This window comes from Flavobacterium alvei (assembly GCF_002920895.1).
Lineage (GTDB): Bacteria > Bacteroidota > Bacteroidia > Flavobacteriales > Flavobacteriaceae > Flavobacterium > Flavobacterium alvei.
This window is the reverse complement of sequence record NZ_PQVG01000006.1, coordinates 63,156-85,946: the sequence shown is the minus strand read 5'-3', so window position 1 is coordinate 85,946 and position 22,791 is coordinate 63,156. Positions and strand designations below refer to the sequence as shown.

21 protein-coding genes and 1 other RNA gene are annotated in these 22,791 nt (G+C 31.4%); 6 read left to right on the top strand and 16 right to left on the bottom strand.

The features are described 5' to 3' along the window. The first annotated feature begins 147 nt into the window (after window positions 1-147). Window positions 148-1,641, top strand: a complete 1,494-nt coding sequence (locus tag C3L50_RS11240; protein ID WP_103806282.1) for a YfcC family protein — start codon at window positions 148-150, stop codon at window positions 1,639-1,641. 16 nt (window positions 1,642-1,657) lie between these two features. Here C3L50_RS11240 and C3L50_RS11235 read toward each other — a convergent pair whose 3' ends face one another. Together C3L50_RS11235 and C3L50_RS11230 are read right to left on the bottom strand one after the other, a co-directional pair. After that, window positions 1,658-3,754, bottom strand: a complete 2,097-nt coding sequence (locus C3L50_RS11235) for a glycoside hydrolase family 97 protein (protein ID WP_103806281.1) — start codon at window positions 3,752-3,754, stop codon at window positions 1,658-1,660. A 243-nt stretch (window positions 3,755-3,997) separates the two neighbouring features. Further along, a complete protein-coding gene (locus C3L50_RS11230; RefSeq protein WP_103806280.1) occupies window positions 3,998-5,200 on the bottom strand; it encodes an NAD(P)-dependent oxidoreductase in 1,203 nt (400 codons plus the stop codon). A gap of 228 nt (window positions 5,201-5,428) precedes the next feature. Here C3L50_RS11230 and C3L50_RS11225 point away from each other — a divergent pair, with 228 nt between their 5' ends. Then, window positions 5,429-6,634 carry a serine hydrolase domain-containing protein gene (locus C3L50_RS11225; RefSeq protein ID WP_103806279.1) on the top strand — a complete coding sequence of 402 codons (1,206 nt, stop codon included), beginning with the start codon at window positions 5,429-5,431 and terminating at the stop codon, window positions 6,632-6,634. 151 nt (window positions 6,635-6,785) lie between these two features. Beyond that, window positions 6,786-7,182, top strand: a transfer-messenger RNA (tmRNA) gene (ssrA, locus tag C3L50_RS11220). Window positions 7,183-7,283: 101 nt separating this feature from the next. Here the strand turns inward: ssrA and C3L50_RS11215 are convergent. The 5 genes from C3L50_RS11215 to C3L50_RS11195 form a co-directional block, all read right to left on the bottom strand. Next, window positions 7,284-8,207 (bottom strand): HipA domain-containing protein, encoded by a 924-nt coding sequence (locus C3L50_RS11215; protein ID WP_103806278.1) that lies wholly within the window; start codon window positions 8,205-8,207, stop codon window positions 7,284-7,286. Continuing rightward, window positions 8,200-8,514 carry a HipA N-terminal domain-containing protein gene (locus tag C3L50_RS11210; RefSeq protein ID WP_103806277.1) on the bottom strand — a complete coding sequence of 105 codons (315 nt, stop codon included), beginning with the start codon at window positions 8,512-8,514 and terminating at the stop codon, window positions 8,200-8,202. The genes C3L50_RS11215 and C3L50_RS11210 overlap by 8 nt, the downstream gene beginning before the upstream one ends. After that, window positions 8,511-8,726, bottom strand: a complete 216-nt coding sequence (locus C3L50_RS11205; RefSeq protein ID WP_103806276.1) for a helix-turn-helix domain-containing protein — start codon at window positions 8,724-8,726, stop codon at window positions 8,511-8,513. Before C3L50_RS11205 ends, C3L50_RS11210 begins: the two co-directional genes overlap by 4 nt. A 650-nt stretch (window positions 8,727-9,376) precedes the next feature. After that, window positions 9,377-10,129 (bottom strand): GDSL-type esterase/lipase family protein, encoded by a 753-nt coding sequence (locus C3L50_RS11200; RefSeq protein ID WP_103806275.1) that lies wholly within the window; start codon window positions 10,127-10,129, stop codon window positions 9,377-9,379. Window positions 10,130-10,163: 34 nt separating this feature from the next. Beyond that, window positions 10,164-10,571 (bottom strand): winged helix-turn-helix transcriptional regulator, encoded by a 408-nt coding sequence (locus C3L50_RS11195; RefSeq protein ID WP_103806479.1) that lies wholly within the window; start codon window positions 10,569-10,571, stop codon window positions 10,164-10,166. Window positions 10,572-10,672: 101 nt separating this feature from the next. Here C3L50_RS11195 and C3L50_RS11190 point away from each other — a divergent pair, with 101 nt between their 5' ends. From C3L50_RS11190 to C3L50_RS11180, 3 genes are read left to right on the top strand one after another with little or no spacing between them, the layout of a single operon-like run. Continuing rightward, complete coding sequence (locus C3L50_RS11190; protein WP_103806274.1) at window positions 10,673-11,470, top strand: SDR family NAD(P)-dependent oxidoreductase; 798 nt, start codon at window positions 10,673-10,675, stop codon at window positions 11,468-11,470. 1 nt (window position 11,471) lies between these two features. After that, entirely contained in the window at window positions 11,472-12,386 is a 915-nt protein-coding gene (locus C3L50_RS11185) for an alpha/beta fold hydrolase (RefSeq protein ID WP_103806273.1), read from the top strand. Window positions 12,387-12,415: 29 nt separating this feature from the next. Continuing rightward, complete coding sequence (locus C3L50_RS11180) at window positions 12,416-13,420, top strand: NADP-dependent oxidoreductase (RefSeq protein WP_103806272.1); 1,005 nt, start codon at window positions 12,416-12,418, stop codon at window positions 13,418-13,420. Between the two features lie 229 nt (window positions 13,421-13,649). Here the strand turns inward: C3L50_RS11180 and C3L50_RS11175 are convergent, their stop codons facing one another. The 9 genes from C3L50_RS11175 to C3L50_RS16595 all read right to left on the bottom strand — a co-directional run bounded on the left by C3L50_RS11175 (window position 13,650) and on the right by C3L50_RS16595 (window position 22,771). Then, window positions 13,650-13,850 (bottom strand): hypothetical protein, encoded by a 201-nt coding sequence (locus C3L50_RS11175; RefSeq protein WP_103806271.1) that lies wholly within the window; start codon window positions 13,848-13,850, stop codon window positions 13,650-13,652. Between the two features lie 18 nt (window positions 13,851-13,868). After that, a complete protein-coding gene (locus C3L50_RS11170) occupies window positions 13,869-15,269 on the bottom strand; it encodes an exopolysaccharide biosynthesis polyprenyl glycosylphosphotransferase (RefSeq protein WP_133158879.1) in 1,401 nt (466 codons plus the stop codon). After that, window positions 15,262-15,669 carry a VanZ family protein gene (locus tag C3L50_RS11165; protein ID WP_103806270.1) on the bottom strand — a complete coding sequence of 136 codons (408 nt, stop codon included), beginning with the start codon at window positions 15,667-15,669 and terminating at the stop codon, window positions 15,262-15,264. Before C3L50_RS11165 ends, C3L50_RS11170 begins: the two co-directional genes overlap by 8 nt. 64 nt (window positions 15,670-15,733) lie before the next feature. After that, complete coding sequence (locus C3L50_RS11160) at window positions 15,734-18,064, bottom strand: GumC family protein (RefSeq protein WP_103806269.1); 2,331 nt, start codon at window positions 18,062-18,064, stop codon at window positions 15,734-15,736. A 96-nt stretch (window positions 18,065-18,160) separates the two neighbouring features. Next, window positions 18,161-18,928 (bottom strand): polysaccharide biosynthesis/export family protein, encoded by a 768-nt coding sequence (locus C3L50_RS11155; RefSeq protein ID WP_103806268.1) that lies wholly within the window; start codon window positions 18,926-18,928, stop codon window positions 18,161-18,163. A gap of 82 nt (window positions 18,929-19,010) precedes the next feature. Then, complete coding sequence (locus tag C3L50_RS11150) at window positions 19,011-19,760, bottom strand: glycosyltransferase family 2 protein (protein WP_103806267.1); 750 nt, start codon at window positions 19,758-19,760, stop codon at window positions 19,011-19,013. Window positions 19,761-20,207: 447 nt separating this feature from the next. Then, window positions 20,208-21,152 carry a UDP-glucuronic acid decarboxylase family protein gene (locus C3L50_RS11145; protein WP_103806266.1) on the bottom strand — a complete coding sequence of 315 codons (945 nt, stop codon included), beginning with the start codon at window positions 21,150-21,152 and terminating at the stop codon, window positions 20,208-20,210. A gap of 142 nt (window positions 21,153-21,294) precedes the next feature. Next, window positions 21,295-22,119, bottom strand: a complete 825-nt coding sequence (locus tag C3L50_RS11140) for a glycosyltransferase family 2 protein (protein ID WP_103806265.1) — start codon at window positions 22,117-22,119, stop codon at window positions 21,295-21,297. A 106-nt stretch (window positions 22,120-22,225) separates the two neighbouring features. Further along, complete coding sequence (locus C3L50_RS16595; protein WP_317044961.1) at window positions 22,226-22,771, bottom strand: LbetaH domain-containing protein; 546 nt, start codon at window positions 22,769-22,771, stop codon at window positions 22,226-22,228. Between the last annotated feature and the right edge of the window lie 20 nt (window positions 22,772-22,791).

Below are 22,791 nucleotides of genomic sequence, written 5' to 3'. Positions count from 1 at the left end.
TTAAGCACTTTTGATTACATTTGATACTTGTAAGTTTTCTTATCTTTTAACTCACAACAATTACGAATTAAGAATTGCGGATTATGTTACTAATACGAATTTTATGCTGAAAATGAGATAGAAAATTATGAATCATAAAAAATCAATATGAAAAAAAGAAAATTTCCTTCTGCACAAACTATTTTACTAGTTATTGCAGCATTTGTAGCCCTACTCACTTGGATTATTCCTTCTGGAAAATATGATAGTTTAATTTACAACAAATCAGACAATACCTTTAGCCTTGACAGCAAAGGAAAAATAAGTCAGATTCCCGCCAATCAAAAATCGCTTGACGAACTTTCGATAAAAATACCTCTCAAAAACTTTACTAATGGAGCCATTTACAAACCCATTAGTATTCCGAATACATTCGAAAAAGTGGAAGCCAATCCGCAAGGTTTTTTTGAGTTTGTGCAATCGCCTGTTAAGGGAATAATTGAGGCTTCGGATGTTATTTTTTTGGTACTTTTTATTGGTGGATTAATCGGAATTATGAATCTTACAGGAGCATTTGATGCTGGAATTTTTTGGTTATCAGATGTGCTGAAAGGGAGAGAATACCTGCTAATAATATTTACCACCACTCTAATTGCTATTGGCGGTACCACTTTTGGCTTAGCCGAAGAAACCTTAGCTTTTATACCTATTTTAATTCCAGTTTTCATTGCTGCTAAATATGATGCTATGGTGGGAATAGCTTGCATTTTTTTAGGAAGTTCTGTAGGTTCGATGTGTTCTACTACTAACCCATTTGCAACCATTATAGCTTCTGATTCTGCTGGAATAAATTGGACTACTGGAATTTATGGAAGGATTATTATGTTCTGTATTTGTACAACCATTTCTATTATTTATATTCTTCGTTATGCGAAACGAATCAAGAATGACCCCACAAAATCAATCATTTTTGACCAAAAAGAAGAAATAGAAAAATTATTTGGGAGCAACAAAGAAAATATTCAATCAAAATTAACCCTCAGATTAAGAATCATACTTTTCATATTCACGGCAAGTTTTATCATTATGGTTATTGGAGTTTCGATGTTGGATTGGTGGTTTACAGAAATGGCATCCGTGTTTTTTGTTGGAGCTATTGGCATTGGTTTTGTTGCCAAAATAAAGGAAAATGATTTTGTAAATGCATTTTCTAATGGAGCTGGCGAATTGTTGAGTGTTGCTTTTATCATTGGCATTGCCAGAGGAGTTTCGATCCTGATGAAAGATGGTTGTATTAGTGACACCGTACTTTACAATACCAGCGCCATAACCGAAGGAATGAACAAAGGAGTTTTTGTAAACACCCTGTTTTTTATCTATAATGGTTTGTCTTTTTTCATCCCTTCTTCATCTGGAATGGCGGTTTTATCTATGCCAATTATGTCTCCATTGGCTGATACTGTTGGCATTGGAAGAGAAACCATAGTCAATAGTTATCTATATGGAATGGGAATATTCGGATTTATCAACCCAACTGGAATGATATTAGCAACCTTAGGAATCGTTAAAATTGGCTTTGACAAATGGCTCAAATTTGTATGGCCATTGGTGGTCGTATTAGTCTTAATTTCAATGGTGTTTTTAACTCTTTCTGTTTATTAATTGCAGCTTGTAATTTTTACTTTATGGGTTCAAAACTTATTGCTGTTCCTCCTCCTGGAGCCAAATTCAAATTGATTTTTGATTTATTGGTCACCTCTAATGTTCTTATTTTATAAGCAATAGGATTTTTTTGCCAATGGGCATCTTTTGCATCTTCATAGATAATGGCTTTATACTTTTGCCCTTTGTCAAGAAAGTCTAATTTAATTTCTGATTTTCTTGCATTTTCATCGGTTATTGCTCCAAGAAACCAAGTTTCTTTTCCTTTGGCTTTTCTAACTACAGTTAAATAATCACCTGGTTCGGCTTCAAGGTATTTACTTTCGTCCCAATCTGCAGCGACATCTTTTATAAACTGAAAAGCATCATTGTATTTTTCGTAGTTTTCAGGTAAATCAGCTGCCATTTGAAGAGGAGAATACATCGTTACATACAAGGCTAATTGCTTGGCTAAAGTAGTATGAACTTGTTCGGTTTTACTTTTATCATAAAAACTCATTTTAATTTCGAAAATACCCGGAGTATAATCCATTGGTCCTCCTAAAAGTCTAGTAAAAGGCAAAATAGTTTCGTGCATTGGCGGATTCCCGTTGCTCCAAGCGTTAAATTCATTGCCACGAGCAGCTTCGGCAGCTATGTAATTGGGATACGTTCTGCTATACCCTGTTGGACGAGAACTTTCATGAGAATTCACCATTAACTTATTATCGGCAAAACGTCTTGCTACAAAATTAAAATGGTTCACCATAGTTTGACCGTCATGAAATTCTCCCCTTGGAATAATCTTGCCCACATAACCTGTTTTGGCAGCTGGATAATCATATTTTTTCATTAGATCTAAGGCTCGATCTAAATGACGTTCATAATTAGCAACAGATGCCGAAGTTTCGTGATGCATAATCATTTTCACATTTTTTTCTTTGGCGTAAGCCGAAATAGCAGCAATATCAAAATCAGGATAAGGTGTTGTAAAATCGAAAACCTCTTCTTTCCAGTTGCCAAACCAATCTTCCCAACCTACATTCCAACCTTCTACAAGCACTCCATCAAAACCGTTTTTGGCAGCAAAATCTATGTATTTCTTTGTATTTTCGGTAGTTGCACCGTGTTTTCCAGTTGGAATTGGTTTTCCATCAACATTTTGTGCGTTTTGAGAACCAGCATAATCCCAAGTTGATTTTCCAACATGCATTTCCCACCAGATTCCAACATATTTCATTGGTTTAATATAAGACGTATCGCCAATTTTACAGGGGTCATTGAGGTTCAAAATCATTTTTGATCCTACAATATCTCTGGCATCATCACTAATCATTATGGTTCTCCAAGGCGAAACACAAGGAGTTTGCAAATAGGCTTTATCGCCAATGGCATTAGGAACCAATTGCGAATTAAATTTGTAATTAGCTACATCAACATTCAAATGCATCACTGGATAATTGACCACAGCAGCTTCAAATATATTTAAGTACAAACCCTCTGCCGTTTTCATCATCAATGGCGATTGAACCATATGTTTTCCTGCAATTGATTTTACTCCAATTCCATTATTCAAATTAAGTTTTTGTGTGTCAATCTCAGAAATTTTTGATTCATTATACACATATTCCTGACTATCATAATCACCTGGAATCCAGAAAACCTTGTGATTATCCGTTAAATTAAATTGAGAAACTTCATCCGAAATGATGAAATAATTCAAGTCTTTTTGCTTTGGAAAATCATATCTAAAGGCAACACCTTCATCAAAAACCCTGAAAATAATATTCATTTTTATGTGGGTTTCCTTTTGAATGAGAGCAATTATAAGTTCATTGTAATGATTGACAATAGTTGCTTGTTCTCCTAAAACGGGTTTCCAAGATTCATTGAAACTGGAATTTTTGACGTTATCTATTTCAAAATCAGCATCTAAAGCTGGTTTGTTCTTCAGTTTTATCCCTAAAGTACTTTCTAAAATTACCGGTTTATTGTTGTAATTTACTGAATAAGAAGGTTGTCCAGAAGGTGTTAATTTGAACTCAACAGCAATCTTTTGAGAAGGCGATTGAATATTTTGTGAATAAACCATATTCAGTATAAAAATTAGAGAAAGAGAAAGCAATTTTTTCATTTGAGTATTTATTTAATTTATTACACTAAAATAATTACTTATTTGAATCGATTTTATTGTAAAAAAACTATAACCTTGTAGTACTAATAAGTATTTCAAAAACAAAGTATTATCTTAATAAATGATTTACTAAACATTCGAATGTATCTATTTTTAAATTATTATCACCTAAGAAAAAGGCTATTAAGAGTGTCTGAAATCAATGTTAAAACCACTTCAGAGAAATACTATTTAAAAAAAACATTATTTTCCATCTATATAATCCTGTAAATAGCTAAATCTTGGTGTTAGTTTTCCCTTTGCGGTGATTTTTGCACGTTGCAAAATTCCGTCTTTATCGTCATTGAAAAAAGCAGGAATCACATTTTGCATAAACATTTCGCCGAAACCTTCGCTAGATTCTTTTGGCAATTCGCAAGGCAAATTGTCAACTGCCATCACCACAATTGCGGCAGGATGAAAAACATCGACTTCTTTGTTTTCGATAGGCAAATAACCATAAAAAGGTTCAGCAATGGTAGAAGTTCTTAGAGTGCAAGCTATAGAATTGTTGACATCACAAGAGATATCGGCAACTACTTTTATTTTACAATCCTTGGCATTTAGCATTTCTTGAGAGAGAATATTTGGAGCGCCATTAGCATGAAAATGTCCCGTGATATAAATGTCTGATACTTTGGTAAAACGTTCAAAATTTGAAACATAGTCCTGTGGAGTCTGAAAAAAATCATTAAAATCTAACACTTGACCGTCTTTTCGAATGTTATAATCCAAAACATCAATTTGAGTATAAACAGGTTGCGTATAATTTTTGGTCAAATAATTTTCAACTGTAACTTCCTTGATTTTAATAGCATTTAGAATTTCTTTGACACCACTTCCAACTTTTCCAGTTCCAGTATTTACAATTTTTATTGGCGGTAAAACCAATCGTTTCAAATGAGCAATCATATCTTGCTTTCCAGAAAGAGATTCAGCTTTTGGAAGTTTAAACAATTCGAATTTTATTCCAAAAGCACGAAAACCATTGTAGGCTCCAACAAATCCAGCGTATTTTCCAAAACCGATAAGTCTTATATTATGCTCATTGACAATGGTTTCGTGGTCATAAAAGTCAATATTTTTTGCTAACAAAGCTTGTAGCAATTTACGATTATGGGGTTGCTTTTTAATTGTATGTGAAAAAAAGAAATACGATTTATTAGGAATCAAATTTTCTATTGGAACCTCTTTTACACCAAAAAAAACATCAGAATCACTAATATCATCACTAACTTCTATTCCCATATTTCGATATTCATCATCTGTAAAAACTCTAATATCGGAACTTTCAACTTTCACAGAAGTGTTTGGATGAAGTTGTTTTAATCTGGCCAATTCATCTGGAGTAAATACAACTCTTCTGTCGGGCGTACTTTTTCTTTCTTTAATAATTCCGAATTTCATGCTTATGAATACTATTTAAATATAACTTTATATTGATTTTTTGTTACAAAAATAACAATTATTATGAATTATATTGCCCTTTTTATATAATGTTTTAGAAAATAAAAACATTAATGATTGATTATTAAGATCCTATTAAATAGGAATTAGAAAACTGTTAAGTTTTTCAAAAAAGGAGTAAAACTAAAGAATAGGATTCTATATATTTGCCTTAATAGCAAATCACTTATGAATTTTATCAAACGCGCAAATATACTACAATTTCTTTTCTTACTTTTGGTTTTAAGCTCTTGCATGAAAGAGAAAAAAATAGAGATTTCAGAAATTAAAGATGCTGACCTTCCAAAAGGCACATTACCAAAAATGAAGCCCTTAACCAATGAAAAGCCAAAACTCACAGCAGAATACATCAATACGACCCGAAATTCAATAGATTCATTTTATAGAAAAAACTGGCCAAACAACAGCATGAATGGTGGATTTCTTGTAGCCAAAAATGGTCAAATTATATATGAAAAATATGAAGGTTTTGCCAACTTTAGAGACAAAACACCTATAACTTGCGACACTCCTATTCACATTGCATCAGTTAGTAAAGTGTTAACGGCCACCGCCGTTTTAAAATTGGTCAATGCCAAAAGAATTAATTTAGATGCAAAAGTTACCAATTATTTAAAAGAGTTTCCGTATCCAGACGTAACCATCAGAATGCTATTAAGTCACCGAAGCGGAATGCGCAGTTATGCCTATTTTACGGATCGTGATAAAACAGTTTGGGACCGACATAATACTCTAACCAATCAAGATATCTTGACCATAATGAGAACCAAAAATATTGGTTTAGAGCAAAAAACAGGCACTCGTTTTGCTTATTGCAATACCAATTATGCTATGTTAGCTTTGATCATTGAAAAAGTGACCAAACTTTCATTTAGAGAAGCTATGAGTCAAATGATTTTCAAACCACTAAGTATGACCCATACTTTTGTTTTGGATTTTGACAAAGACAAGCATAATGTAGCTCCTTCCTATAAAGGAAATAGAGTGGAAATAGGTATTGATTATCTTGATAAAGTATATGGTGACAAAAATATTTATTCGACCCCACGAGATTTATTAAAATTTGATCGTGCTCGAAATTCACCTTCTTTTTTAGAGCCAACTCTATTAAAACAAGTTTATACTGGCTACAGCAATGAACATCCTGGACGAAAAAATTACGGCTTGGGAATTCGAATGATTAATTGGGAAAATGGGAAAAGCTTTTATTTTCATAATGGCTGGTGGCATGGTTTTACTTCGTCATACATCACGTTAAAAGATGAAAATGTTACTATAATCGCTTTGTCAAATAAGTACACCAAAAGTACTTATGCTGTTAGGAAATTAGCGCCTATATTTGGTTCCTATCCTTTTAAAGTAGAAGATGAGTAAGGAGTTAACAGTGTTCAGTTATTAGTATTCAGTTTATACTATTGTAAATACACCTGAATTAATGTAACTTTGCAGCCTTATTGTAATAAGTGTCTTTTGGATTTCGTTTAATACTGAACACTAAAAACGGATTACTGAATACTAAAAAAATGGGGTCGACTGGTTTTGACAGCAAGTCGAATTGAAAAGTAAGCACGTCGAGAACTGGGACAATTCTCGTTAATAAAAGGTCTCAAACACTTTACACGGCGAAGGAAACTACGCTCTTGCTGCATAATCTGAATCATAGTAAGATTAGCCTCGTCCTACAAGGTAGGAAAGCAGGATTCATCTCGAAAGCTCTGGTTTATAGCGTTCGATAAAGATGAATCGTAAATTTAAACCTAGATTTTCAGAAGCTTCGGCTGGATTTCGAAACTAAAGAAGCTAAGCGAAGTGTGGCTGTTTCTGGCCGAGCACAAAGTCGAAAATTCAATCAGGAAATAAGCGTGTAGAAAGTTTTTTAGTTGCTTGTTTGGACGGGAGTTCGACTCTCCCCGACTCCACTTAAAGCCTTGTAAATAATTGATTTACAAGGCTTTTTTATATTAACTATACTTTTAGTTTAAATATTTAATAAGTTAAAAATTTACGTAAAACCAAAAAATAATTAAAATCTACTAATTCTATTTTTCATCAAATTCAAATATTTTTCTTTCATAGCATTTGACAAAAATGAAATTTCAATAAGTTCAATCCATTTAGATGTGCTTTTATTCATATCCAATAAAACGGCATCAATAGTTTTATCTGTCAATCCCAAATGCTCTTTAGCATAATAATCAATAAAATCGGACGATTTGAAATTACTCATTTTTCCTTTTAAGGACAGTGCCAATTCATCTTCAGGGTTTTTTATTGCAATTGAGGAATTCAAAAAATCATAAATGGGTGTTAGGGTCGTTTTTCCTGCTTTGGTTATTACAGAAAAATTCTTTAAGTGCATATCTTCATTTCCTGTAATAAAACAGAACAAAACTCGTTTGAAAAAATCGGCTTTTTCTATTGCTGGAAATGTACAAAACTCATCAATTACTTTGACTAACTTTTCCATTGTATAATTGTACTTGGTATCTCGTGAATGATCCGTTAGCTGTGCAAAATCCTCAGTAGCGAATTTTTTTCCTTTGCCGTACCTATCAAATCTTTTTATAAAATAAGAGAGACTCCTGTCTTTAGAATAAATCAATCCGTGAAAAGGGACATCAAGTCCATAAACTTTTGCCATTTTCATAGTTAGATCTTCATTTTCAGGCAACTCAGGAAAAATATCATTTTGAGGTTTAATGATATAATTTCCAAATTGATCTACAATTTCAAATTGGTGATTTACAACCGAAATAACAGCACTTAGTTTGGGTTGTACACCTTGAATAGACAACTTCTTTGCTCGATTAGCTGCTTCTTGTCTTTGTTCGGCTGCTGATAATGGCAAATCATTTAATACGGTAAGTTTAGGAGCTATCAAACGAAGCCCTTTTTGACTGTATTTTTCAGTACCACATAATTCGTAAGTTATTGGACATCTATTCATTTTGCCACTCTTTTACTGTTACTGATCCTACTAAATCATTTCCTGTAGCAATCAACTGCGAGAAATAATCATTTTTATCAATTTTACCTATTTTTAAAAGACCTTCAAGCATAACACCTTCTGGCAATAAACCCTCAAAAAAAGGGGGGAACTTGTCAAATAAATACACTTTATTAGATAATGGCATGGTGAGAGAAACTGCTTCACCATCATAATTTTCATCATATAAAAATTGAAAACCATTAGCATCATTTTCAATCAATACTCCAGCCCTTTTATTGTGAACTATTATTATTGCTTTTCTCATTGTTGTTTATGAATTGGACTTTTAAATTGAATTTCAATATTCAATACTTTTAGTACTGATAATAGTGTATTCCAACTGACAGTTCCTTTATTTTTTTCAATATCGAAAACCGTAGTCTTCCCTACTCCAGCTAGATTTGCTAATTGCAATTGTGTTAATCCTGCCTCTTTGCGATGTTCTTTTATAAAGATCCCTAAATTAAAATCATTCATTTTTTACCGTTTAAGCAGTAAATATAGTGAATTTTAACGCTTACTAGTGTGAAATATTAAATAAACCTATTTTTTTACTGCTATAGCAGTAATTTAGACCTTATTTATAAAAAAATAAGACAATAAATAGAACTAAATTAAATTTTTTACTGTTATAGCAGTAATTAAAAATCCGATGTCTCGAAAATGCGGATGTTTTTTCTGTTACGATATTCGTGCAGTCTAATATATTTTGTTGGCATTTTTTTTTATTTTAAGATATTAAAAAAAGCCACACCTTTTTACAGATGTAGCTTTTTGACTTGTTTTGTTTGCTCAACTTTGTGGGAACGGATTACAAATCCGCTCTATCCGTAAGAGGATATTTACTCATATCCGAGCCATCGGGGTTTATATTTTGTTGATATTTTTTATTTTTTAAAGATATAAAAAAAAGCTACACCTTTGTACAGAATGTAGCTTTTGTTGATTGGTTGGCTCTTGTTTGTGGGCACAGTTTGAAAAACTGCGCTAACGATTCAAGGAGATATCCGAAGCATTAGTACCTATTTTTATGAAAATTAAGGGTAAATTGAACACAGATGCAACAAATTAATATCAATTCTTATACATCTTACATTTCATCTTGTCTATATATTATTATCAATTCTTTATAATCGCTCAATGATTGGTTTCTCGAAGTCAACCCATTTTTCATAGCCTTTATCATTTAGATGAAGGCCGTCTTTGGTCAATTCTTTTGGCAGTTCGCCTTGTGCATCCACAAATTGGGCATATAAATCAATGACTTTATAATAGCCTTTAGCCTCATTTTTTTTAATGATTGCATTCACCGAAAGAATATCTTCTTTCAGGAATTCTCTTCGGCTAGGCAAAAGTGTACGCACATAAATCTTTGTTGCCGGTGATTTGCGATGAATTTTTTTGGCAATTTTCAATATGTTTTTGGCTATATATTCTGTTGAAGGGACAATTTTATCATACTTTAAAGAACGATTGTCTTCATTGTGATGAAGGTTAAAAAGGTCATTGATTCCAATGAGGATAAATACGGCTTTGGGTTTGAAATAAATAATTTCGTCCAAGCGGTACAATACGCCATCGGTACCGTCTCCGGAAATTCCTCGGTTGCGGATATGGTTTATTCCAAATCTGGCACTCCAATCCTTTCCTCCTTCTGTAATGCTATTGCCTATAAAAACAATTTCACCAAACTCCAAAGGTTCTTTTTTAAACTCTTGAATCCGTTTTGGATAATATTTTTGGGTCCAATCGTTATGATAACGGCTTACGATTTTTTGGGTTGGGTATAATGCTGCTAATTTATTTTCATCAGCTTGAGCAGATTGTCCAAAAGTGTTGATGCTTGTAATTAAAAATAAAATTAGGCCTATTTTTTTCATAGTGTTTTGTTTGTGCTATTTTAATGGAATCCGTTTAGCTTTCAAAGCTTTTAGTAAAATTTTCAATAAAACCAACTTTATCTTTTTTTACAAGTTCAAGCATTTCTCGAATTTCTTCCGGAGTTGTCTCGTATTTATCAAACCACAGATGAATTTCGATTAAAATGGGCAACAAATCAATTCCTTTTTGGGCTAATTTATACAACACCTTGGCTTTGCTAGTCGGGTGTTCTAGTTTTTCGATTACTTTATTTTCTTCCAAAGTAACCAGCCTGCTTGCTAATATGTTAGTAGCAATACCTTCTGCCGATTTCAAAAAATCACCATAAGTACATTCTTTAGCAAATAATAAATCCCTAATTATTAGAAACGACCACTTGTCGCCAAACACGTCTAAGGTGCAGCTAATAGGGCAATCCGATCTTTTTTTTACCTCTTTCATAAAATTATTTTTAAAAACCACTTGCATATTGAAAGTAATTTATATATTTGCACTTGCGATATGCAAGCAAAAGTATAGATTAATTTTTAAAAACAATTAAAATGAAGAAAAATATTTTAGTAACAGGTGCCTCATCAGGTTTTGGTTTGTTAATCGCAAACAAGTTACATCAAAGTGGTTACAATGTAATTGGTACCAGCAGAAACCCTGAAAAGTATGGAGCAACTGTACCATTTAAAATGATAGCATTGGATCTTGATTCAGAGCAATCAATAAACTCGTTTTCAGAAAGGCTATTTAAAGAAATAGGCAAATTGGATATCCTAATTAATAATGCAGGTTTTTTAGTGTCAGGTATTGCAGAGGAAGTTCCTATTGAGTTGGGAAGACAACAATTGGAAACTAATTTTTGGGGAACCATCAAAGTAACCAACGCTGTATTGCCCCATTTAAGAAAACAAAAATCCGGTAAAATAATCACCGTAGGTTCTATTATAGGATTAGTATCTTTTCCTAATTCCGCTTACTATGCCGCATCAAAACACGCCTTGGAAGGTTATTTCAAATCATTACGTTATGAATTGAATGAGTTTAATATCAGCGTAGCAATGATTGAGCCTGCTGCTTTTAAAACAAGTATTTTAGACAATTCAACTTCTACTTTAAATAAAATTCAAGATTACAATTCTTTGAGAAGTAAAATAGAAAAATTCACAAATGAATTGGTTAAAAGTGCCGAAGACCCAATTATAGTTGCAGAAAAAGTGCTTAAAGTGGTGCAAACGGATCAACCTAAATTTAGAAATATTGTTGGTAAAGGTACCACAGCCTTAATAAATCTACAACATTTTGCTTATGGCTTATTAGAAAAAAATGTGCTGAAACAATTAAATAAATAGAATGAAAAAAATTAGCATTATATTAGTAGTGTGTCTTTTAGTATTTACTAATGTTTTCTCACAAATTAAAAATTCTGAAATCATGGCTTTTCAAAATGTAAAAACAGAATCTATAAACGTAGATGGAACTCTATTTTATTATAGAAAACTTGGAGCAAGTAATGATGGAATTCCTGTCATTTTCTTAAATCACCTAGGTGCTACTTTAGATAACTGCGATCCAAGAATTATGGATGGTATGGCAACAAGACATCAAATAATTCCATTTGATAATAGAGGCATTGGTGCAACTAAGGGGACAACGCCAAAAACTATTGCCGAAATGGCAAAAGATGCCATTAGTTTCATAAAAGCTTTAGGTTATGAGAAAGTGGATCTGATGGGATTTTCAATGGGGGCTTTTGTGGCTCAGGAAATTGTGCTTCAACAGCCTCAATTGGTTCGCAAAATGATTATGACCGGAACAGGTCCTGCAGGCGGAATTGGTATTGATAAAGTTACCCCTATAACTTATAAAGATATGCTAAAAGGATATTTAACTTTTAGAGACCCTAAATTTTATCTGTTTTTTAATCAAAACTCCAATGGAAAAGCAGCAGCCAAAGCTTTTTTGAAACGCATCAAAGAACGTAAAGAAAACCGCGACAAAAAAATCAGATTGGGTTCGTTTGGCAATCAATTGGACGCCATAAAGGCTTGGGGACAACAAAAGCCACAAGATTTATCCGTAATTAAACAGCCTGTTTTAATTGCCAATGGTGATAATGACAAAATGGTACCTAGTAGTAACACGTATGATTTAGCAAAACGTATTTCGAATTCTGAATTGATTGTTTATAAAGATTCAGGACACGGAGGCATATTTCAGAATCACGAAGAGTTTGTAAAAAGTGCCTTAGCTTTTTTAAATAAATAAATTTCCAACAACAATTTAAAAACAACAAAATGAAAGCATTCATAGTAAAAAAATACAGCAAAAAAGAAAAATTGCATTTAACAGATGTAAATACTCCAACAGTAAACGAAAATCAGGTTTTGGTTCAAATTCATAGTGCTGGTTTGAATTTATTGGATTCTCTTATTAGAAATGGCGAATTTAAAATATTTTTGCCCTACAAAGCCCCTTTTATAAACGGTCACGATATGGCTGGAACTGTTATAAAAGTCGGTTCAGGTGTAAAGAAATATAAAGTTGGAGACGAAGTCTATTCCAGAGTTGGCGACCACAGAATAGGGACATTTGCAGAACAGATTGCCGTAAATGAAACCGATTTGGCATTAAAACCTAAAAACATTTCAATGGAAGAAGCCGCTTCTATTCCTTTAGTTGGGCTTACTTCTTGGCAGGCTCTTGTTGAAATTGCGAACCTGAAAAAAGGGCAAAAAGTGTTCATTCAAGCGGGTTCTGGAGGCGTGGGTACTTTTGCCATTCAGTTAGCCAAACATTTGGGGGCTTTTGTTGCCACTACAACCAGTTCGGCAAATACGGCTTTGGTCAAAAGCCTCGGTGCCGATTTGATAATTGATTACAAAACACAAGATTTCGCTACTATCTTAAAAGATTATGATATGGTATTGCATAGCAACAGAGAAGCAAAAATCCTGGAAAATTCGTTAAAAATTTTAAAACCAGGAGGTACACTTGTTTCTTTGACTGGACCTCCTACTCCAGAATTTGCAAAAGAAATTGGGTTAGCCTGGCCTTTTAGAATACTGATGGGACTATTGAGTGGATCGGTAAGACGAAAAGCCAAAAAGTTAGGTGTGAATTTTAACTTTTTGTTTATGAGAGCCCAAGGAAGCCAATTACAACAAATTACCCAATTAATAGAATCAGGTGTTATAAAACCTATTATCGATAAAGTTTTTCCATTTGAGAAAACCAACGATGCTATGACTTATGTAGAATCGGGACGTACCAAAGGGAAAGTAGTTGTTAAAGTAAAATAGTTACTAATAACATTGTCGTTTCTGCAAAAAAACCGTTGACATTTATTAAACTGCTCCCAAATAGTGTCTAACTTTTTGGGGGCAGTCTATTTTTAGGGTGATTTGATAAAGAACATTTAGTCTGAACTAAAAACAAAATTTCAACTGTTTTACTCCATGAAAAGAACAGGCTTAATGGAATTTTTAATCCAAATGTAGTCAAAGAACAACTTCAAAATAGAAAACAATTCTAAACTGCACTTAAATTTGAAGCATCAATAGTTTGCAAATTTTTAAGTCTTTTAATATTGTCATTCAATTTCAAAATTCTATCCAATTGTTTTTTTTGAATTGTATATTTAGTGTAATATTTATACAATTCTTTACCGATAAAAAAGGTGCTCACGGAAACTCCTGTGAGTAAACCAATAAAGTAATAAGTAAGATCCATAATTATATATTTTTAAAATTAAAAAGCATTTTCATCTCCTTTCAAGGTTACAATAATTGTTAAAAAACAAATTTTAACATCAGTAATTAAACTCCAACGCTGAACATATTCGATGTCCTTATTGACGCGTCGTATCATATCAGAAACTCTTTTAGTTTCTCCCCTAAATCCCGAAACTTGAGCCAGACCAGTAATTCCAGGCTTGACAAAATGACGAACCATAAAATTATGAATGTGGTCATTATAGTCTGATGTATGTTTGATCATATGAGGTCGTGGCCCTACAACACTCATATTTCCCATAAATACATTAAAAAATTGAGGCATTTCATCCAAACTAGTTCGCCGTAGGAATTTCCCAATTGGTGTGACCCGTGCATCTCCTTTTTTAGCTTGTTGACTTTCATCGCCAACATTTATATACATACTTCGAAATTTATAACAACAAAAAGGCTCATTTTTTTTACCTGTCCGCATTTGTTTGAATAAAACAGGTCCTTTGCTTTGTTTCTTAATGATAATGGCTAATAAAGGATAAAGCCAAGACAGGATAAAAACAATAACCAAACTGCTAAAAACAAGATCAAATATCCTCTTTATTAACCTATTATAAGCATTTTGCAATGGCTCAAAACGGGGCATTATTACATGAAAATTATCTAGATGGCTAGAGCAAAAATGCTTTTTTGAAATTAAAGAGAAATCAGGAATAAATTTCAAACGCATACAATGTTTGTCGCCAAGCTCAAAAAAATAATTTAAATCAGAAATATAATCAGGTTTTGATACAATATACAATTCATTTACATTCTCGTTTGAAGCCTTATGAATAGCTTCTGTCAATGCTATACTAAAATCTTCATTGTTTGTATAATTTACAGTTGAATTTTCGTTAATAATTCCTATAAAGTCAATAAAAAATGAATTTGCTTCTAAATGTGATGCTAATTCGATACTCGTTTTATTAAACCCCCAAATTGCTACTGTATATTGTTTAAATACCCAACCTTTAATTTTATTTATCACTACTGTAAACAAAATTCTGGATATCAAAAAATAGAACAGCAAAAAACTCAATTGAAACAAATTGGCTTTAGTCCCAAAAAAATATAGTACATCGTCCTGAAAAACATAAATATAGCCATACCATATAATTCTTTGTGTAAAGAATGCTCGCCAACTATTTCGATAAAAAAAATCTAAACTAAAAAGAACATCTACTCGATACAATTGAAAATAGGTAACCGAAAATAACCAACTTAAAATTGTAATAGGAATCATTTTATCAAGAAACATTAGGTTCCACCCTACTGCCTCAGTTGTTGTAAAATTCAAAAATAGTATAGTACCTAATACCATTGCTATCATATCTGCAATTGCACAGCAAATTATGAAGGCAAATTTATGTCTATTACGCATTTCTCAATCTTTTAAATAAATTATAGACTAATGAACCTATGCTACTTCCTAGAACTCCATAAAGAACATCCATTAAATCTGGATTCCTTTTTTGAATTAAAAATTGTCCTCCTTCGGCCATACAAACAATTATTGTTGCTATACCAATATTCTGGATGAAATTTTTATTTTTATTATGTTTTATTTTAAATGCATTTCTATGTTGTGTATAAACTTCTAATAACCAACCTACAGCTATAAAAGGGATTGCAGTGCGCAAATTGTAATTCTCATTACTCCAATCTAAAAGCCATTTTGGTATGAAAATTTGATTCTTAAAACTAGAATCAGGCAACCAAGAAAAATAAAATACTAAACCAACAACTACGAACAATAGTACTAAAACAATTTTATTAGACATTTTATACTATTTAATAATTGATGCTACTTTTTATACTGCTTGAAATAAGTTTATGAATGAAAAATTATTTGCTCAGTATTTTTTTATACCAAGGCTTCTTGACTTTTGCTTCTTGATACTGATAACTGTAATTTCGTCCATAACCATATCCGTGGGCTGTTTTCATATTTACACCGTTGATAATAATACCAATATTTTTTAATTGTTCTTTTTTAATAAAACTATTAATATTGGCTAAAGTGTTCTTTTCTGAATAATCATATTTCAAAACAAATGCAGTTACATCAGCCAAATAACTGAAATTGAGCGTATCAGAAACCATTTGCACCGGAGCTGTGTCTAAAATTATATAATCATAAAGATTTCTCGCTTCTTCAATTAATGATTCAAAATTTGAATTAGTCAATAATTGAGTCGGATTGGGAGGAATTTCTCCTGAGAATAGAACATCCAGATTATTTGAAAAATTAGTATCTTTTTGCAAGAATTCTTTCCAATCATCACTTTTATTAGACAAATAATTTGTTAACCCTAAAACATTTCTATCAATATTAAAATATTCATGCAATTGTGGATTTCTTAAATCAACCCCAATTAGCAAAACTTTTTTATTAAGGTTACTAATTGTTATTGCATTATGAAAAGCACAAAATGATTTTCCTTCTCCTTGAATTGAGGAGGTAAATAGTATTACACTTCCTTTATTTTCTTTATTTCTAGGCAGCAGGTAGGTTATGTTTGAACACAAGGTGCGGGTTGCCTCGGCTATCAAAGAACGTGAATTTGCTGTGTTGTCTAATTTTTCGTCATCACTAATTTTAGGAATAAATCCCAAAATAGGCACATTAGGAACAACACTCTGAATGTCTTCTTCGTTGTGTATTTTAGTATCCAATCGGAAATTAATATAAAAGATTCCAAAAGGGATTAGAAAACCAAACAAAAAGGCACCTATCATAAATGATTTGGGCTGAGGAAATATTGCTGAATAGTTTGTTTCAGGTGAATTTAGCGTCTTTAAATTTGATTCTATAATTGCACCATTTAAAACGGCTTCCTCTCTTTTTTGCAATAATGCTACATATGTTTCTTCCTTCAATTGCAGATTACTATTGATGTTACCCAATATTTTATCTTTTGTTGGAATACTTTTGGCTTTTGAATTTGCTACGCTTTGTTCTGTTTTATTAATCCTATTGGTTTGTTTTAGAAAATTTAAATACCCTTCTAAAGTATTCAATATCTCTTGTTTTTGAACCTTCAACTGTGTCATTAAAGCTGTATAAGCCGGATTATTTTTTCCCGCTCTTTGTAACACTAATTCACTTTCTAAAAGTCTTGAATTGTAATTTATAAGCATTTGATTGACTGTAGGTGCATCTAATTTGTAATCTGTACCTAAAGTTGAAGTTGCACTTGAATTTCTTACATCATTAATTGCAAAATTTGTTAGTGAAATTTGTTTTTCATTGAGCATTGAGCTCTCATTTTTCAAGCTTCTATCAGAGGTTTTTTCGACAATATAATTGTCCATTGCCACTATATCATTTTTTTGCAAAAACTTTTCTTTAGAGCTTTGAATAGAATCTTTTTCTTTATTAAAATTCTTTATTCTTTCATTTAAATAATTTACTGTGTTGATATATAATTTTTGCTTATTAATTACAATATTTTTATCCAACAAGACGATAATGTCGCTTAGTATTTGTCTTGAACGAACTGGGCTTGTGCCAATATGATTCAATTCTATAGTTCCTTTTGACTTTTCATCAGATGAGACTATAAGTGATGATTTTAAGTTTTTTAAAGCTATATCAGTAGGTTCAAGACTTACCATATATTCATTTTCGAAATAAAAAGAAGGATTCTTCTTTGCTTTATCTGATAATTGAATCGTAAATGGCAAACCATCTATAGTTTGTTTTCCTTCATATCCACTAAAACTATAACTTATATCTGTATTTGGATCAGTTAAAGTAAATCCTTCTGAATTTATTTTTACATCATAAGAAATTAATGGTAATGAATCAACAGAAACTGTAGGATTCAAAATAAAAGGAACTGCGTTTACATATTTACCTTTTAATTTATCAACCTTTTCAAAATATCTTACATTTAGATTTGTGCTCTTTACAACTTTCAATAAAAAATCGTTGGATGTGATAAGCCTAATTTCATCTTCTAAATTATCTTCTTTGTCTTTTTGATCAGAACTAATGGTAATAATTTTGTTTTTATCTTCTTGTTTTTTATCAATCAAGATTAAAGCAGAAGTTTGGTATGTTGATGGTACTGTTTTTATATAATAAAATGCGGCTCCTATGGATATAATTAAACTAGCTAAAAACCAAGGCCAATATTGGAAATACTTTAAAAATTCTTTTTTAAAATCCATCTTATTTTTATTTATTCAAATATAATTTTATTCCTAGGTATAATTCAAGCTTAATTACCTGAAATACTTAAAAAAAATTATTTTATTCAATCTATGTTAATTTTGTTTAATAAGTAAGAAGAGTGCAAGTATAGAAGCTGTTAATCCTAATACTTGAATAGGATCTTTGATTAGACCTCCACTATTTACTTTTAACTTATTAGGCGATACAACAATAACATCATTTTGTCTGATTCTATATTCTGGATTAGACATCCAAGAAGCTGTTCTCAAATCAATATGATACACCAAACGTTTTCCATCAACTTCTCTAATTAATTTTATATCTTTTCTAATTGCTGAATAAGTAAGATCTCCTGCCAAACCTAGCGCATCAAGCAAACTTATTGACTCTTCTGTAAAAGGTTTTACACCAGGCGAATTCACTTCTCCTAAAATGGTAAATTTATTATTAAGTACTCTAACAAGCACTGTTGGACTAACTAAATACCCCTCAGTAATTAAACGCTGTTTAATCACCCCTTCCACACTTGTTGGAGTCAATCCGCCTACTTTGACTTCATTCAGAATTGGCATAGTAATATTTCCTTGAGGCGTAACTAAATATCCAGATAATTTCATCATCTCTACATCTGAATTATTTGAAGTTGCTGCATTATGATTGAATGGAGCAGCTACTGTAGGATTTAAATCACCAATATCTATTTTTAGGATATCGTTAGGTTGAATTTTAGTTGTTGCATAATTTAATTGAGAATTAGAATACTTATCTATATCTTGTAAATACAACATGTTTTTCTTAGTAGTGCAAGATTGCAACAACAATAATAGCAATAAAAATATCGAAAGAAGAGTTTTTTTCATTTTAATTGTAGGTTATATTGGGGATTTTAATTTTTATAAATTATTATTGAAATAAAAATTGATTTAGACAAAAAAAATACTTTTATAATTGAACTAAATACTGTCTCAAAGCAATAGTTTTTTTAAGAAACACTACCATAAATGCTGTTAGTCCGTGAAATTTATAAATTTTATAGTCTTCACGCAAAACTTCAAAAGCACGTTTTGCATTAGTACTCATACCACCCATTCTCATTTTGACAATGTAAGCATTGATATAACTCATCTTAATTTTATATTTGTACAAATAGCGTAGCAAGAATTCTGTATCTGAAGCTATTTTAAAATCAAGGTTGTAAAAACCATTTTTATCAATTACTGATTTTTTCAAATAAACGGTAGGATGCAATGGCAACCAACCTTCTTTAACTTTTTTGAGACTAAAAATACCACCTATTCTATCTCGAACCAAGCGTTCTTGCTTATCATTCGTAACATAAACACCATCACCATAAACACCTTCTATACTAGGATCGTAATTGAAACGAGCAGCAATTCTTGAAATAGCATTTACATCATAAAATTCATCGTCTGAATGCATCAAACCAATAACATCGCCCGTTGCTAATTTGAGTCCTTTGTTTATAGCATCATACATTCCTTTGTCAGGTTCCGAAATATATTGACTAATCCTATCACGATAGGACTCAATAATTTCTTGTGTTCCATCTGTAGAGTTACCATCAACAATAATGTATTCAATGTCTTGATAATTTTGATTCAATACACTTTTAATGGCTTTTTCAATTGTCGCTTTCCGATTAAAACATACAGTAATTATAGTTATTTTCATAATTATTATTATTTAAAACCCGTTAGATGAATTATACTATTTATATTAATTAAATTTAAAAAACAGTTTATATTTATTATTAATTATTCGTTTCAATTGGCTAGAATTTATGTTAATATTCTATTTCCTGAACAAAAAAAAGAAATATATATCACTAAAACATATATTCTCTATATACAGCTATAATAATCGATAAATAGCATATTTTTATAAATACAAGACTGTTTTTAGAAAATTTTGAGTAGTATTTTTATTATCAATTACAAGTCATAAAACTTGTTTTTATTACCATTTTTGACTGTTTTAAAAGCAGAATTTCTTGAAAGAATTACCTTTTATTTAGTGCTTTAATTGACATATAATTTGCTCTAACAAAAAAACTTCTTCCTCTATTAAAAGAGAAAGAAGTTTTTAAAATAAATCATGAAAAAAGTTAAAAGAAAAGTTTTATTGATTTAATAATAGTTCATCAAAATAGCTGATAGTTGTAATTAAACCTTCTTTCAGTTGTATTTTAGGCTCCCAACCATTGAGCTTATTTTTAGCTAAAGAAATATCTGGTTGTCTTTGTTTGGGGTCATCTTGAGGCAAATCTAAATGAATAATTTTTGATTTAGAACCTGTCAATTCAATAACAGCTTGCGCCAATTCGAGCATAGTAAATTCATTAGGATTTCCTAAATTTACTGGACCTAAAAATGAAGGTTCAGAGCCCATCATTCGAATCATACCTTCAACTAAATCGTCAACATATTGAAACGAGCGGGTTTGTAAACCATCACCAAAAATAGTAATATCCTTTCCTTGTAAAGCTTGCACAATAAAATTAGAAACTACTCTTCCATCTGCTGGATTCATATTGGGGCCATAGGTATTAAAAATACGAATGATTTTGATGGCAACATTATTTTGATTGTGATAATCCATAAATAAAGTCTCAGCACAACGTTTTCCTTCATCATAACAAGAGCGAATACCTATTGGGTTTACATGTCCCCAATAAGTCTCAGGTTGTGGATGCACTAAAGGATCACCATACACTTCACTCGTACTGGCTTGTAATACTTTAGCATTAACGCGTTTTGCTAATCCCAAAACATTTATGGCCCCCATTACAGAAGTTTTTATCGTTTTTATTGGATTATATTGGTAATGAACAGGTGATGCGGGACAAGCTAGATTATAAATCTCATCCACCTCAGCATAATAAGATTCTGTAATGTCGTGTCGTACCATTTCGAAATAGGGATTGTCTAATAGCTCGACAATATTCGATTTGGCTCCTGTAAAGTAATTGTCTAAACAAATTACTTCGTTCCCTTCATTTAATAATCTTTTACACAAATGGGAACCTACAAATCCAGCTCCTCCGGTTATTAATACTCTTTTCATTATGTTTTGTTTTGTTTATATTAATACTGTCTCAATTTGACAGTGTTTTTTAATTCTAAAATTAAATTAAGCACCGTTTAATAAAATAGCCATAATCCTATTATTGGAAAACGTTTTTAAAAAATCTAGTACAAATATGAGACTATTTATCCCATTTAGCTTCAACCTTTTTTAAAATAATAAATTGCTCATAGATACTTTTCATCACACAAAATCTAAATCCTACTTTACCATCTAAGAAACCGAGTTTAAATATATACATATAAAAAAATTTCAATAAAGGACGTAAAGGCATTTTATAACTAATAGCCTTTAAAACTCTTCGTTTTTCGTATGACTTACCAGTAATTAATTTACCAAAAGGTATTTTATTTAGAGATACATTTTGTTCATTTTCAGCTTCTTCAGCTGCATATTTCAAATGCTTGACAATCCATTGATTCAATCCTTTGCTAAAAAAATAATGTTCATAAGAGTTTTTTAATTTTCCTAAACCTTTTTTAAGATCACATTCTCTTTGTCCGTGACCAAATTGTTCAAATCGAGCATCTGAAAGTTTATGAAAACGCATTTGATAAACTGTTCCAGCAGAATGTTTTAACCAGGTACCCCAAAGAATTTCTTTTGCAGGTACCAAAAAAGCTCCAAATTGATATGCTTCAATCCTTTTATTGCATTCTACTCTCAACTCATTGGTAAAATGTTCATCTGCATCTAAATGAAAAACCCATTCGTGTTTAAAATCAATAGTATCATTGGCAAAATTGCGTTGTTGAGCAAAGTCTGTAAATTTATTTTGAAAAACCCTTGCTCCTGATTTTTTAGCAATTTCACAAGTATTATCACTACTAAAACTATCTATTACGACTATATCATCACACCATTTTATAGAATCTAAACAACCTTGTAAAGTGTCTTCTTCGTTATAGGTTAATATGATTATACTAAATTTATTTTCAATACTCATTCTTATAGAATTATTTATTAAACCCTTTGATTTTGATTAATTCAAATTTCCATTATTTATATTAAACTCTCTTAAGTAAAAAAGTACTAGATTATAATAAATTAATTTATAATTCAAGTTGTCTATTTAGCTTAATAGTTTTTGCAGGATTCCCTCCTACTACGGTATTTTCTTCCACCTTTTTGATGACAACAGCACGTGCTGCTATGACTGCATTATTCTCAATACTAACTCCAGGACCTATGAAAGCATCAGCGGCAATCCAAACTCCATTTCCAATCGAAATTGGTTTTAATATCAATGGAAAATCTTTTTGGGAATAATCATGAGTCGATGCACATAAATATGTCTTTTGCGAAATTACTGTATTGTCACCAATACTAATTCTACCCTGATTGTAACAATCTACTGTAGGTCCTAAACTTGAATTTTTACCTATTTCTAAATTCCAAGGAGCCCATATTTTTACAGAGGCATAAATATGAGAAGACCAATCTATTTTTGCTCCAAAACACTTTAAAACTAAAACACGCCATTTTTTAAACAGCCGAGAAGCAAAAGGTCTAAATAAAATTAAACGGATACAATTCCATACTAATCTTAAAATTTTATTTTTTAAACTAAAGGAATGATTGTAAGTAGATAAGTCCAATGTATTAGATATTAGTTGTT

Coding starts and splice junctions, on each gene's coding strand:
- C3L50_RS11155 (WP_103806268.1), bottom strand. CDS start 18,928: ATGAAAAAAACTCTTCTTTCGATATTTTTATTGCTATTATTGTTGTTG.
- C3L50_RS11175 (WP_103806271.1), bottom strand. CDS start 13,850: ATGGATCTTACTTATTACTTTATTGGTTTACTCACAGGAGTTTCCGTG.
- C3L50_RS11150 (WP_103806267.1), bottom strand. CDS start 19,760: ATGAAAATAACTATAATTACTGTATGTTTTAATCGGAAAGCGACAATT.
- C3L50_RS11180 (WP_103806272.1), top strand. CDS start 12,416: ATGAAAGCATTCATAGTAAAAAAATACAGCAAAAAAGAAAAATTGCAT.
- C3L50_RS11160 (WP_103806269.1), bottom strand. CDS start 18,064: ATGGATTTTAAAAAAGAATTTTTAAAGTATTTCCAATATTGGCCTTGG.
- C3L50_RS11165 (WP_103806270.1), bottom strand. CDS start 15,669: ATGTCTAATAAAATTGTTTTAGTACTATTGTTCGTAGTTGTTGGTTTA.
- C3L50_RS11235 (WP_103806281.1), bottom strand. CDS start 3,754: ATGAAAAAATTGCTTTCTCTTTCTCTAATTTTTATACTGAATATGGTT.
- C3L50_RS11140 (WP_103806265.1), bottom strand. CDS start 22,119: ATGAGTATTGAAAATAAATTTAGTATAATCATATTAACCTATAACGAA.
- C3L50_RS11225 (WP_103806279.1), top strand. CDS start 5,429: ATGAATTTTATCAAACGCGCAAATATACTACAATTTCTTTTCTTACTT.
- C3L50_RS11195 (WP_103806479.1), bottom strand. CDS start 10,571: ATGAAAGAGGTAAAAAAAAGATCGGATTGCCCTATTAGCTGCACCTTA.
- C3L50_RS11205 (WP_103806276.1), bottom strand. CDS start 8,726: ATGAATGATTTTAATTTAGGGATCTTTATAAAAGAACATCGCAAAGAG.
- C3L50_RS11145 (WP_103806266.1), bottom strand. CDS start 21,152: ATGAAAAGAGTATTAATAACCGGAGGAGCTGGATTTGTAGGTTCCCAT.
- C3L50_RS11230 (WP_103806280.1), bottom strand. CDS start 5,200: ATGAAATTCGGAATTATTAAAGAAAGAAAAAGTACGCCCGACAGAAGA.
- C3L50_RS11190 (WP_103806274.1), top strand. CDS start 10,673: ATGAAGAAAAATATTTTAGTAACAGGTGCCTCATCAGGTTTTGGTTTG.
- C3L50_RS11170 (WP_133158879.1), bottom strand. CDS start 15,269: ATGCGTAATAGACATAAATTTGCCTTCATAATTTGCTGTGCAATTGCA.
- C3L50_RS11210 (WP_103806277.1), bottom strand. CDS start 8,514: ATGAGAAAAGCAATAATAATAGTTCACAATAAAAGGGCTGGAGTATTG.
- C3L50_RS11215 (WP_103806278.1), bottom strand. CDS start 8,207: ATGAATAGATGTCCAATAACTTACGAATTATGTGGTACTGAAAAATAC.
- C3L50_RS11200 (WP_103806275.1), bottom strand. CDS start 10,129: ATGAAAAAAATAGGCCTAATTTTATTTTTAATTACAAGCATCAACACT.
- C3L50_RS11240 (WP_103806282.1), top strand. CDS start 148: ATGAAAAAAAGAAAATTTCCTTCTGCACAAACTATTTTACTAGTTATT.
- C3L50_RS11185 (WP_103806273.1), top strand. CDS start 11,472: ATGAAAAAAATTAGCATTATATTAGTAGTGTGTCTTTTAGTATTTACT.